The organism is Bradyrhizobium sp. B120 (assembly GCF_049075665.1).
Lineage (GTDB): Bacteria > Pseudomonadota > Alphaproteobacteria > Rhizobiales > Xanthobacteraceae > Bradyrhizobium.
The window spans coordinates 8,485,796-8,498,465 of the sequence record NZ_CP185242.1 but is presented as its reverse complement, the minus strand read 5'-3'; the positions used below and the strand labels follow the sequence as shown (position 1 = coordinate 8,498,465).

The 12,670-nt window shown below is 65.1% G+C and carries 12 protein-coding genes; 9 read left to right on the top strand and 3 right to left on the bottom strand.

Translation table 11 applies throughout. The annotated features are described in order from the left end of the window. Positions 1–11: 11 nt before the first annotated feature. From ACOIX3_RS39425 to ACOIX3_RS39415, 3 genes are read right to left on the bottom strand one after another with little or no spacing between them, the layout of a single operon-like run. Positions 12–1,028: a sugar ABC transporter substrate-binding protein gene (locus tag ACOIX3_RS39425; protein ID WP_092122674.1), complete on the bottom strand. Its 1,017-nt coding sequence runs from the start codon at positions 1,026–1,028 to the stop codon at positions 12–14. A 41-nt stretch (positions 1,029–1,069) separates the two neighbouring features. Beyond that, on the bottom strand, positions 1,070–2,041 hold the full coding sequence (locus ACOIX3_RS39420) for an ABC transporter permease (protein WP_207833677.1): 972 nt from the start codon (positions 2,039–2,041) through the stop codon (positions 1,070–1,072). 18 nt (positions 2,042–2,059) lie between these two features. Next, the gene (locus ACOIX3_RS39415; RefSeq protein ID WP_420971906.1) at positions 2,060–2,767 is read right to left on the bottom strand and encodes a TetR/AcrR family transcriptional regulator; all 708 of its coding nucleotides are present in this window, start codon (positions 2,765–2,767) and stop codon (positions 2,060–2,062) included. 418 nt (positions 2,768–3,185) lie between these two features. Between ACOIX3_RS39415 and ACOIX3_RS39410 the strand changes: the two genes are divergently transcribed. The 9 genes from ACOIX3_RS39410 to ACOIX3_RS39370 all read left to right on the top strand — a co-directional run bounded on the left by ACOIX3_RS39410 (position 3,186) and on the right by ACOIX3_RS39370 (position 12,626). Next, positions 3,186–3,956, top strand: a complete 771-nt coding sequence (locus ACOIX3_RS39410) for an STN domain-containing protein (RefSeq protein ID WP_420967379.1) — start codon at positions 3,186–3,188, stop codon at positions 3,954–3,956. Continuing rightward, entirely contained in the window at positions 3,953–4,681 is a 729-nt protein-coding gene (locus ACOIX3_RS39405) for a TonB family protein (RefSeq protein WP_420967378.1), read from the top strand. The genes ACOIX3_RS39410 and ACOIX3_RS39405 overlap by 4 nt, the downstream gene beginning before the upstream one ends. 116 nt (positions 4,682–4,797) lie before the next feature. After that, the gene (locus ACOIX3_RS39400; protein WP_420967377.1) at positions 4,798–5,427 is read left to right on the top strand and encodes an RNA polymerase sigma factor; all 630 of its coding nucleotides are present in this window, start codon (positions 4,798–4,800) and stop codon (positions 5,425–5,427) included. A 463-nt stretch (positions 5,428–5,890) separates the two neighbouring features. Then, the gene (locus ACOIX3_RS39395; RefSeq protein WP_420967376.1) at positions 5,891–6,874 is read left to right on the top strand and encodes a FecR family protein; all 984 of its coding nucleotides are present in this window, start codon (positions 5,891–5,893) and stop codon (positions 6,872–6,874) included. 275 nt (positions 6,875–7,149) lie between these two features. Further along, positions 7,150–8,811, top strand: a complete 1,662-nt coding sequence (locus ACOIX3_RS39390) for a ShlB/FhaC/HecB family hemolysin secretion/activation protein (RefSeq protein WP_420967375.1) — start codon at positions 7,150–7,152, stop codon at positions 8,809–8,811. Continuing rightward, positions 8,811–10,856 (top strand): DUF2341 domain-containing protein, encoded by a 2,046-nt coding sequence (locus ACOIX3_RS39385; protein WP_420967374.1) that lies wholly within the window; start codon positions 8,811–8,813, stop codon positions 10,854–10,856. The genes ACOIX3_RS39390 and ACOIX3_RS39385 overlap by 1 nt, the downstream gene beginning before the upstream one ends. 5 nt (positions 10,857–10,861) lie before the next feature. After that, positions 10,862–11,266, top strand: coding sequence for an ExbD/TolR family protein (locus ACOIX3_RS39380; protein WP_244067991.1), 405 nt, complete (start codon positions 10,862–10,864; stop codon positions 11,264–11,266). Positions 11,267–11,286: 20 nt separating this feature from the next. After that, positions 11,287–11,820, top strand: a complete 534-nt coding sequence (locus tag ACOIX3_RS39375) for a hypothetical protein (RefSeq protein ID WP_420967373.1) — start codon at positions 11,287–11,289, stop codon at positions 11,818–11,820. After that, positions 11,817–12,626: a TonB C-terminal domain-containing protein gene (locus ACOIX3_RS39370; protein WP_420967372.1), complete on the top strand. Its 810-nt coding sequence runs from the start codon at positions 11,817–11,819 to the stop codon at positions 12,624–12,626. The genes ACOIX3_RS39375 and ACOIX3_RS39370 overlap by 4 nt, the downstream gene beginning before the upstream one ends. Positions 12,627–12,670 lie beyond the last annotated feature (44 nt).

The following is a 12,670-nucleotide window of genomic DNA, read 5'->3' as shown; positions in this document are numbered from 1 at the left end:
ACGTGGCCGGGCTATTTCTTCAGGTCACTGAGATTCCAGCACGCGGTCTGGCTGTCCGCGTTCTCCTTGGTGATCGGAATCAGGGTGGTGTATTCCGAACCCTTGATCGAACCGGCCTTGGCGCCGGACGACAGCAGCCATTTGATCGTGCCGGCCATCTGCGCGGCCTGGGTCGGCACGTCGTAGCTCAGGTTGAGGTCGAAGGCGCCGGACTTCACGAGCTCGCAGGCGCCCTTGCGCTCGCCGCCGCCTGAGGTGGCAACAAACACCTTGCCTGTCAGGCCGGCTTCCTTGACTGCCGCCGCGGTGCCGATGTCCATGCCGTCCCAGAAGCCGACGATGCCGCAGAGATCTGGATTCTGCTTCAGTACCGTCTGGGTGATCGCCTTGGCCTTTGCCGCATCCCAGTCGGCGGCCTGGCTCGAGACCACCTTGATCTCGGGATGCTTGGCGAGCACGTTCTCGACGCCCTTGAGCGTGTAGGCGCTGGCCGCCGCCGAGAGCGCACCCTGCACGATGGCGATCTTGTTCGACTTGCCCTGGCAGGCCTTCACCACGGCCTCAGTGTCCTTCTCGCCGATCTCGATCCAGTTGGCGCCGACGAAGGCCGACGAGCGATAGGCTGATCCCATGTTGATCTGGATGACGTAGATGCCTTCGTTCTCGGCGCGCTGCAGCAGCTTGGCGTAGGTCTGCACGTCCGGATTGTGGATCACCATCACGGCCGGCTTCTCCGAGATCAGCGAGGTCACCGCCTGCGCGCCGGCATTGGTGTTCCAGTTGGGATCGCGGATCTCGAACTTGACGCCGAGCGGTTCGAGCTCCTTCTTCATGCCGGCGTACCAGCCTTCGGTGAGGTCGAAGTTCATGGCGACCGGAACATAGGCCACCGTCTTGCCGGCGAGTGCCTCCTTGAACGGCTTCTGGAACGGCTCGTCGAGGCCCTGCTGGGCCAGAGCCGGGGCGGCGATGGCCGCGAGTCCGAGCGCTGCGGCGATCACCTTGGCAGTCCTGACAGCGTACTTCATTGCTTCCTCCTTGGTCGTGATTGATCTTTTTGTGGCCTGGTTCAGATGTCGCCCTGCTGTGCGGTTTCTTCGTTGCGCGGATTCAGGAATGAATCCGTGATGACGGCGAGCAGCAGGACGACGCCCTTGACGAGGTTTTGTCCGGCGTAGGAGATGTCCATGATGGTCATGCCGTTCAGCATGGTGCCGATCAGCAGCGTTCCGATGATGACGTTGAGCACGCCGCCGCGGCCGCCCGACAGGCCGATGCCGCCGAGTACGACGACGAGAATGACGTCGTAGATCAGGGTCGAATTGAAAACCCGAGTCGGCATCGAGTTGACCGACGCCGCCATCACGAGGCCCGCGAAGCAGCCGATCAGGGCCGCGACGACATATTGCAGCACGATGATCGGCCGCGAGGGAATGCCGGTGACGCGGGCCGCATAGGGATTGTCGCCGATCGCGTAGATATAGGCGCCCCAGCGCGTCTGGCGCAGCAGGAAGGCGACCACCACGCAGGCGATCGCAAACATCACGATCGAGGTCGGGATACCAAGGATGGTGCCTTGTCCGAGCCGCTCGAAGCCCTGCATGCCGTCGCTCCACTGCACGACGTCGAGCTGAAACAGCGCGGCCTGTCCGAGGCCGGCGAGCAGCAGGCCGGTCGCCAGCGTCGCAAACAGCGAAGGCACCTCGGCGTAGGCGATCAGCCAGCCATTGACCAGGCCGAACGCGATCGTCAGCAGCACGGCCGTCAGTAGCGAGGCCGGCAGCGAGTGGCCGTTCTGCACCATCTGCAGCACGAGCCCCGGAGGGACCGCGAGGGCTGCGATCAGCGAGATGTCGATGCCGCGCCCGATCACGACCAGCGCCATGGCGAGCCCGAGAATGCCGAGCACCGCCACGTTCTGCAGCAGCGTCAGCATGTTCTCCGGCGTCAGAAAGCCGCGCAGGAAGATCGAGAACGCCAGGAAAAGCACGGCGAATACGGCGAAGACGATCTCCTGTTGATTGAACCGCAATCGCTTCATTCCTCGTCCTTCCTGCTGCTATGGCTGCGCCGTCGGCCTGGATCTCGTGCGCGAGCCGGTCGTGACGCGGCCGGGCCGCGTCCTGCCGGCGACCGCGGCGTCGACGAAGGCGCCGACGGCGTTGATGTAGGCCTCGATCGAGGTGCCGCGTCTGCGGTACTTCGCGCGCTTGACGTACCAGTCCTGCAGCAGTGGCTTGATCAGCGAGGCCGTCAGCGTGACCTGGTCGATGGCGAACACCCCGCTGGCGACGCCTTGTTTGAGGACGTCGGCGATGATCTTCTCGGTCATCACCTCCATCTCGATGGCGCGCTGGCGCTCCGCGGGCGGAAACGACTTTGCTTCCATGAAGGAGAACACGAACCAGGGCTGCATCGCCTCGCTCATGCGAACATGGGTGGCGATGATCCAGTGCAGGTGCTTGCGCGCATCCTGCTTCACGCTGGCGGGCGGTGCGGTGAGGACCTCGGCGGCCGTTTCGGCGACCTCGCCGAGGATCATCGACAGCAGCGTCGGCTTGCTGTCGAAATAAGTATAGAGGCCGCCCATGCTGAGGCCGGAGGCCTCCGCGAGCTGGCGCAGCGTGGTGGCGTGAAAGCCGTGCTTGTTGGACAGCGTCAGCGTCGCGCCGATGATGCGCGTGAGGTTCGGAACGGCGAGATGCGGCTTCTGGACCCGGATGGAATCCCGATGACGTTCGAGAATGCGTGCGCAAAGCACGTCCATCGCGAACGCATTCGTCCCCGGCCGCTGACGCGCGAGACCCACGTTGCCTCCCTGGCTATGTCCCCGGACCATTGATTTGGTTGCCGATCCGGGCCGGGCTTTGCGCCCTTGCTCAATTCCTAGCCCACGAACTGCCGTTCGGAAAAGGGGGATGATCAATTTTTCTGAGAGAGCGCTCGCTCGTTTTTTGGCCCGCGCCGCGTCGCTGGCCTGGAGCCGCGCGCCGCTCCGGCGCGGTTCGGGAACTTTTCGCGCTGAAAGGTCAGCACAAATTCCCGGCACTCCGGCCGATCATGTTGCCGGTTAGACGGCCGTCACATTCCAGATATAAAGAACGCAGGCTCGCTGGCCGGAAGGTCAACCGCACAGACATGCTGGCCGAATTTCACCCACGGTCACTTTGGGCCGAAGCAAGGTTATGACGGCAGTTGGATCATATGGTGCACGCGCGGGCGCTGCGATCGGCGCTGGCGCTCCGGGAGCCTCCGCAACGTCGCGGTATCTGTTCGGGATTTGTGCTGCGCTGCTGATCGGCAGCATCTGCGCGGTCGCCGCGCAGCAGCGCGACATCGTCACGGCGCCCGCAGCGATCGAATTCAACATCCCGGCCCAGCAGCTTGCGAGCGCGCTGCAGGCTTATGGCGAACGAACCGGCGTTCAGGTGCTCTATGAGAGCAATTCTGCGACGGGCCGGAAGTCGACATCGGTTGAAGGCAGCCTTACGCCCGAGGATGCATTGAATGTGCTGCTGGCGGGAACCGATCTGAAGGTCCAGTACATTCGCCCGGATGCCATCACGCTTGCTTCGCGCGCCGCGCGCGCCGACCATCCGCCGGCGAGCCCGCTTGCGACCGCGGATCTGTCGCTCGGCACGCTGCAGGTGCGCGCGAGCAGTGACGGCAACGATACCGGCGCGCTGCGCGACTACAGCGAAAGCCTGCAGCTCGACATTCAAAAAGTGTTGCAGAAGAATATCGGACCTCGCGGCGGCAGCTATCAGCTCGTTGTCGATCTGTGGATCGATCCCTCGCGCACGATCCAGCGAACCCAGCTGTTGCGATCGACCGGCGATCAGAACCGTGATGCCGCCGTGACCGCGGCGCTGCAAGGATTGACCGTCAGCCGGACGACGCCTGCGAATGCGTCGCAGCCGGTGCGGATCGCGATCCGGGTGAAATCGTTCCAATGATTCACAACGACAGCAGCGGAGCGGATGGCGTGCGCGGCTTGAGGCCGATGACGCTGCTGTTTCATCCCGAGGATCCGAGCGCGTGGACCTCGGGCGAGGTGCTGCGTCTGCTCTTGGTGCCGGCGATCGCGGCCCTGTTGTTCGTCGGCGGAATCTACTGGATCCGGCTGCAGCCGCCGGCTGGACCGGCAAGCCGGGAGCAGAGCTCGATCGTCCAGGTTCGGTTGCTGCCGAGCCCGTCGCCTGCGCCGATTCCGGTTGCACCGGTGTCGCAGCCGCAAACCGCGACCGTCGCCAGCCGGACCGACGTGTCACCGGAGAACTCCGAACCGCCGCTCGACAATCTGACCGCGGCCCCGGCGCGGGAGCCGATGCCGGCGGAGCCGGCCGTGCCGAGCCTGCGTCCGACGCCGTCGCCCGCCGATGCGCCGCCCAACAGTGCCGCCGTGAAATTTCAGCAGGCGCTGCTTCGTCACGTGGCACGCTACCAGCGCTATCCGAACGCGGCGCGGCTCGGTCGGTTGCACGGGGCGGTCGAAACGCTGTTCTCCATGCAGCGGGACGGCACCCTGCTCGAGGTCTGGGTCAAGACCAGTTCCGGACAGGCCGTGCTCGACAAGGCTGCGGTCGACGCGATCCGGCGGGCGCAGCCGCTGCCGTTGATCCCGTCGGCGCTGCCCGACCGGCTCAATATTCAGATCACGTTGGTCTTCGACCCGGCCTGATCCAGTTGCGCGGTCCTGCTCGGCTTCGCAAGCGCGCGAGCGCTAGTTCATTGGTTGGATGTGACCGCGATGCACCAGCCTGCGCGTCGTTCGGTGTCGACTTGTTGCCGTCATAAATGTGTTGTGCGCGGCCGTTACGAGATGGGCAGCTTCAAGAACAATTCAATCTGGATATCGGGCTGGTGTCTGGGAGGCCGCGGAACGTGGCTGAAATCAATCGAGTGCGGCTGCGGGGCCAGCTTGCAGATAATTACGACGGGCTGGTCAAGAAGTTGACCCGCCGTCTGGGATCGTCGGACTTCGCATACGAAGCCCTGCACGAGACGTTCCTGCGGCTGGAGCGGGTCACTGACGCGGTGCCGATCCGCAGCCCCGCCGACTATATCTTCCGTATCGCGATCAACATCGCCCGGGATCGCCAGAAGGCGCAGAATCTGCGCGTCAGCGCGGCCGAAATCGATTCATTGCTCGACGTCAGCGACGACGGACCGAGCCCGGCGCGAATCGTCGAGGCGCGCTCCGATATTGATGCCTTCAAGCGGGCGTTGGCCGAATTGCCGGAGCGGCCGCGCGATGTGCTTTATAGCATTACGATCGAGGGACGGACGCCGAGCGACGTGGCAACCCGCCTCGGTGTCAGCGTGCGAACGGTGGAAAGCGATTTGAAATTGGCCCTGAGCCATTGTGCCGATTGCCTCGACTATACTCTGATCCGTCGTCTCGGCGGTCCTCGTCCCCGTACGTGATCGCATTCGCCGCGGCCGCGACGCGCGCGGTCACGCGCAGCCGGCCGTCGAAATTTGTTGCCGGAACTATTTCCAACAACTGCAGACGCTTGACCTGAAATCAGGGGGCACAAGCTGCAGGATTTTCAACCTCTGTTCTGCGGGATAGCGGGCTTTCCGTCGTCTATAGGGTAGAGAGCGATCTCATAAGGACCGTTTGGGTGCCTGGGAAAGGTTCGCCGGAAGTGTTGCGCCGCTTGAAAACACGTTCGGACCTGATCGGCCCGGCATGCGAGCATCGCGCCGCCTCCTGGCGTGCGATGCGGCGCAAGCTGCGATTGCCGGATGTTTCTGCTTGCGTTGTGCGCAACGGCCGATTGCGGTGCCCTGCTGCCGTCGGAATCGTCTATATAGCGTCCTTCGCTATGTGCTCGACGCGATCGGGAGGTTGAGGTTTGGCGAGCAGGGTGATGAGCAATCCGTCGTGACCGAGCCGACCCGCACTTCCGGGCCCGATCCGTTGCTGGATGAGGCGCTTGACTGGGTAGTTCGGCTGAAAGCCGGCGCGCCGACCCGCGCCGACGTCGACGCGTTGCAACGCTGGCGCGCGCAAAGTCCCGACCACGAGGATGCTTTCAGGGCGGCTGCCCGGCTGCTCCGCAGCGCCAGCGCCGCGGCGAAGGAACTCGCCGATGAGCAGGCCGCCGCGGCCCCCGTGGTGGCGTTGCCGCCCCGGCCATCACGTTTCTTGACGCGCCGCATCGTGCTCGGCGGCGCGATCGCCGCCGCAGCCGGCTATGTGATGATCCGCCCGCCACTCGACATGTGGCCGTCGATCGACGAGCTCTCGGCCGATTACCGGACCGGAAAGGGCGAACAGCGCAAGGTGATGCTGGCGCCCGACATTTCGGTCGAATTGAACACCCAGACCAGCCTGGCGCTGCGGCCCACGCCGAACGAAACGCGGGTCGAATTGATTTCGGGCGAAGCCTCGGTGGTCGCCCGAAGGTCGTCGTCGACGCCGCTGGTGATGCTGGCGCGCGACGGGCGCATCAGCGCGCTGCAGGCCGATTTCAACGCGCGCTGCCTCGATGGCGTCGTCTCGGTGACATGCCTCGATGGCATCGTCACCGTCGAGCAGGACGGCCGCTCGGTGCAGCTTCGCAAGGCAGAACAGGTCACCTATTCGCGCGCGGGACTACAGGCATCGCTTCCGGTCGACGCCAAGCAGGTCGCGGCCTGGCAGACCGGATTGTTGATCTTCCGCGACCGGCCGCTAGCGAGCGTCGTCGACGAAGTGAACCGGTACCGCGCCGGAAAGATCATCATTACCAACGCGGAACTGAAACGCCGGCTCGTCAACGGCACATTCCAGGTCGACAAGCTCGACAATTTCGTCGCCCAGGTCGAGCAACTGTTCGGCGCGCGGATCACATCGCTGCCCGGCGGTGTGGTGCTGATGAGCTGACTAAAGTCGAACGAATCGGCGCCGCGCGCTCGATTTCCTAACAAACCAAAAATTTCTTTTGCGCCGCCGCAGATTCTTTTGCGGGTTTGCGTTCGCCCAATCGTCTTCAGAGTAAGGCGTCGTCATCGCGGCCTTCCTGTCGCGATGGCGCGCGTCTGCGCGAAGTAAGTGGGACGTCTGTGCGTAGTCGAAGAGATCATCGGGTTTTCGGGCATCGTCAGCGATGCCGGATCGGGTTGCGCGTGTCGGCTGCGGCACTCACCGTGGTTGGCTCCGTGGCGGCCATCGTTCCGGCGCGTGCGGCGAAGGAAGCAGCGAAGGATGCCGCTGCGGCGGCCGCAGCGCCGGCGGCGGGCAAGCAGCCGGCGCAGGCGAATGCACCGGCGCAAAAGCCGTCGGCGCCGCTGCAGCGCTTCGACATCGACGACTTCGCCGTACAGGGCGCCGATAAGCTGCCGCAGGTCGAGATCGAGGAGGCGATCTATCCGTTCCTCGGTCCGGGCAAGACCTCGGAGGACGTCGAGAAGGCGCGGGCCGCGCTGGAGAAGGCGTATCACGACAAGGGCCTCCAGACCGTCAGCGTCGCGGTCCCGCAGCAGAACGTGACCGGCGGTGTGGTCACCCTCAAGGTGACCGAGCTGAAGGTCGGACGGCTGCGGGTGAAGAATTCGCGTTATTTCGATCTCGACCGGATCAAGGACAGTGCGCCTTCGCTGAAGGAGGGCACCGTTCCCAATTTCGGTGACGTCACCAAGGATATCGTGTCGCTCAACCAGTGGCCGGATCGCCGCGTGACTCCGGCGCTGCGCGCCGGCGTCGCGCCGGGCACCGTCGACGTCGACCTCAATGTCGAGGACAAGGCGCCGTTCCACGCCAGCCTCGAAGCCAACAACCGGCAATCGCCGTCCACCACGGCGAGCCGCGTCTCCGCCACTGTGCATTACGACAATCTGTGGCAGCTCGGCCATTCCCTGAGCTTCACCTATCAGGTCGCGCCGGAACGCCCGAGCGATGCCGAGGTGTTCTCCGGCTCGTATATGGCGCGGATACCGAACGCCGATTGGCTCAGTCTGCTGTTCTACAGCGTCAAGTCGAACAGCAATGTCGCGACGATCGGCGGCACCAACGTGGTCGGTCCCGGCACGATCATCGGCGAGCGCGCCGTGATCACGCTGCCGACGCGCGAGGGCCTGTTCCACACGCTGTCGGTCGGCATGGACTACAAGCATTTCGACCAGACCGTGAAGCTCGGTACCGACGGGTTCTCGTCGCCTGTCACTTACTACCCTGTCGTCGCGACCTATGGCGCGACGTTCCAGGAAGAGAAGTTCACGACGCAGTTCAATGCCGGCGTCACCTACAACATCCGGACGCTGAGCAGCCCGTGGGACGAGTTCGACGCGAAGCGCTTCAAGGCCTCGCCGAGCTTCACCCACCTCAACCTCGACGTCTCGCATACCCAGGAACTGCCGGAAGGCTTCCAGCTCTACGGCAAGGTGCAGGGCCAGATTGCCGACGGCCCGCTGGTCTCGAGCGAGCAGTTCAGCCTCGGCGGCCTCGATACCGTTCGCGGCTATCTCGAATCCGAGGTGCTCGGCGACAACGGCGCAGTCGCCAATTTCGAGCTGCGCACGCCCAATGTCGGCAGCATGCTGCAAGGCGAGCTCAAGAGCGAAACCGGCGACGGCAAGCCGCGCTTCATCACCTTCAACGATTGGCGCTTCTTCACGTTCTTCGATGCCGGCTACGCGTCGATCCAGCAGCCGCTGCCTGATCAGCAATCGTCATTCGTCGCATGGAGCTACGGCCTCGGCACCCGATTCAAGACCTTCGAGTATTTCAACGGCATGGTCGCGCTTTCGGTGCCTGGGGTCGCTCAACAATACACGCACGCAAACAGTCCGCGCGTGAACTTCCGAATCTGGGGTGAATTCTGATGGGGATGGGTCTTACTCTCGAGCGGGGCACGCGCCGGCCGGCGCTGCGCCGAGGCATCGCGAACGCCGCGACGGCATTGTTGTTCGGGCTCGTCGCCCTGGTGGCGTCGCTCGCGCCGGCCAATGCGTGGTGGAACGACGAATGGTCGCTGCGCAAGAAGATCACCGTCGACGTCAGCGCGTCGGGCGCCAACGTCACCGATCCGATCGGCGGGGTGCCGGTGCTGGTGCGGCTGCATGTCGGTAACTTCCGCTTCAGCTCGGCGAAGGACGACGGCAGCGATCTGCGGTTCGTCGCCGGTGACGACAAGACGCCGCTGAAGCATCACATCGAGAAGTTCGACTCGCTGCTCGGCGAAGGCCTGGTCTGGGTCGCGGTGCCGAACATCGCGCCGGGCGCGCGGACCGATATCTGGCTCTATTACGGAAACAAGAAAGCGCTCGCGACCAGCGATCCCAAGGGCACTTACGATCCGGATACGTTGACGGTCTATCACTTCAACGAGCGCGGCACGCCGGCGATCGATTCCTCGGTGTGGGCCAATAACGCCCAAAGCGTCGGCCAGCCGGCGGACGGTTCGCTGATCGGGACAGGCTTGCGGCTCGACGGCCGCGCGCCGGTGACCATGCCGGCCTCGCCGTCGCTCGCATCGCCCGATGGTGCCGCGCTGACGTGGTCGGCCTGGATCAAGCCGGCCGCCTTGCAGCCCAACGCCGCGCTGTTCAGCCGGCGTGACGGCGCCAACGCGCTGGTGGTTGGTGTCGACAACGGCAGCCCGTTTGTGGAGGTCACCAATGCGGGCTCCGTGCAGCGCACGAGCGCCGGAGCGCCGGTGGCGGCCGGCAGCTGGCATCATGTCGCCGTCGTTGCCGGAAACGGTCAGGTCACGCTCTATCTCGACGGCGTATCCTACGCCGCGCTCAGCGCGAGCCTGCCCGCCCTCAATACCGTTGGCCTGATCGGAGGAGACTCGTCGACCTCCAGTGCCTCTCCGATCGCGCCTGCGACGGCCCCGTCCGCAGCAACACCATCAGTGCCCCCTGATGCGCCGGCTGCGGACGGTGGCGCCGCGCCCGCGGCGACGCCGGATGCGGCGGCAACGCCGGCACCTGCGCCTGCGCCTGTAGCCGCCGCGATGGCCGGCTTCGTCGGCGACATCGACGAACTGCAGATCAGCAAGGTCGCGCGGCCCGCCGGACTGATCAAGGTGATGGCGATCGGGCAGGGCCCCGACCAGGCCAAGCTGATGGCTTTCAGCGTCGACGAGGAGACTGCAAGCTGGCTGTCCGGCTACTTCGCGGTGATCCTGAAGTCGGTGACGCTCGACGGCTGGGTGGTGATCGGCATTCTCCTGATCATGGCCGCGGTCAGCTGGGTAGTGATGTTCGACAGGGCCTCGTATCTCAGCAAGCAGGCCAAGGCGAATGCCCAGTTCATGAAGGGGTTCCGCGAGATCGCGGCCGATCTCACCATGCTGGATCGCGGCGACGCCGACGACATCTCGACGCTGGGCGGACGCCTCACCGAGGCCGACGCCAAGATGATGCGCTCGTCCTCGCTGTACCGCATCTACCACATCGGCGCCGCGGAAATCCGTCACCGCTTCAGCAACTCGCAGCGCGCGCCGGTGCTGTCGGCGGTCTCGATCGCGGCGATCCGCGCGGCGCTCGATAGCGGCGTCGTCAAGGAGATGCAGCGCCTCAACCGCCTGATGGTGGTGCTGACCATCGCGATATCAGGCGGACCGTTCCTCGGCCTGCTCGGCACCGTGGTCGGCGTCATGATCACCTTCGCGGCGATCGCGGCGAGCGGCGATGTCAACGTCAACGCGATCGCGCCCGGCATCGCTGCGGCGCTGGTCGCAACCGTCGCCGGTCTCGGCGTCGCGATCCCGGCGCTGTTCGGCTACAACTACCTGATCTCCCGGATCAAGGACCTGACCAACGACATCCAGGTCTTCGTCGACGAGTTCGTGACCAAGATGGCGGAATTCTATTCCGCCGACCGGCCGGACCCGATCGAACACCGCATCGCTGCGGAGTAACGGCCATGCAGATCCAGGCCGACTCCAAGCCCTATGACGACATCAACATCACGCCGATGCTGGACCTCGCCTACGTGCTGCTGGTGATCTTCATCATCATGACGACGGCGACCGTGCAGGGCCAGAAGGTCAATCTGCCGAAGGCCTCGGCGGCGCCGAGCCTTGCGACCCAGACCACCAAGGCGATCACAGTCGCCAATGACGGCAAGATCTTCCTCGACACTGTACCGGTGACCTTGGCCGAGCTCGAGCAGCGGCTGATCCAGCAGAAGGCGCTGACGCCGGAGTTTCCGGTGGTGCTGCGCGGCGATGCGCAGGCGCAGTACCAGAGCGTCATGGATGTGTTCGATCTGCTCAGCCGTATCGGCCTGAGCCAGGTCGGGCTCGCCACCAAGCCGCTCGTGAAGTGAGCCAGTCGGGAAGCGACGCCATGATCACGCAGCCATCACCTTTCCCGCTGACCGAGCGCAGGACGTTGCGGTCGTGGCTGAGCGGCATGATGCGATCATTCGATCACGGCTGCGGTGCAGCGGACGTCACGCGCGCCGAGCCCGCTTCGCAGGTGTCGATCCGCGCCGGTATTGGCGCGGAACTCGGTGTGGTACCGGTCGCCGCGGACGTGCGCGAAGAGCCGCGCGGCGAGGTGGTGGCATTTCCCGTTCATGGCGAGGCCCTGCTGGTCAAGCTCGCCGATGTGCTGCGCCGGCACGTCGCGGGCCGCGAGCCCGCCGACAACCCGCTGCGGCTGACAATCTCGCGATGCCCGTGGGCCCGCCTGTCGATCGACGCGATGGCCTATGTCGACTATTTGAGCGAGGTTGAGACCTTCCACGCAGCGATCGAAGCAGGCCCCGACACCAAGGTCATCCTGAAGACCACGGACTTCGACGCGCTTGCCAGCTTCGTCATGCAATACGTCAATGACAGGCTGCTCGACCGCGCCTCGCTGGAGGCCGCGCCATGAACGCGCCGATGCGGGACCAGAACGCGCGTGCCGCGCCGTCAGCCGACGATCACGATGGTGTCGTCGCGCCCGCAACAGCCGCGGCGCCGCCGACGGCTGCCCGCAACACGGCCGCCCGGAAGGGCGAGCGCAGTGCACTGCTGCGCTACGGCGCGGTGGTGGCGGTGGTCGCGCTGTTTCTTGGCGGCATCGTCTACTTCTTTCTCGGTCACGACGATCTGCCGCCGCCGCGTCAGGTGCGCGATCTCACCATCGTCAATGTGACGCTGCCGCCGCCACCTCCGGCTCCGCCGCCACAGCCGCAGCCCGAGCAGAAGATGATCGAGCAGCCCAAGATGGCGGAGCCCGAGTTCAAGGAAGAGAAGCCGGTCGACAAGCCGAAGGACGAGCCGGCCAATGACGCCAAGAACGACGAGCCGCCCGGTCCGCTGTCGCTCGATGCCAAGCCGACGGGACCCGGCGATCTGTTCAATCTCGGCGGCAAGCCCGGCGGCAACCCGTATGCCGGAGGCGGCGGCGGTGGCAGCCGCTGGGGTTGGTACACCACGATCATCACCTCGCAGGTCGAGGCGGCGATCCGCGCCAATCCGAAGACCCGCAACATGGCGACGCAGATCCAGGTGCGGCTGTGGGTGGATGGCTCCGGCCACGTCACCCGCGTCGTCCTGACGCCGTCCTCCGGCAATCCGGAGATCGATGCGGCGCTTCGCAACGAGGTGATCGGCAGCCTGACGCTGCGCGAGCCGCCACCCAAGGACATGCCGATGCCGGTGGTCACGCGCGTCACCGCGCGACGGCCGAGCTGACGAGACCGACTGACGAACGACCAACATTCGAACGACCAACCTAC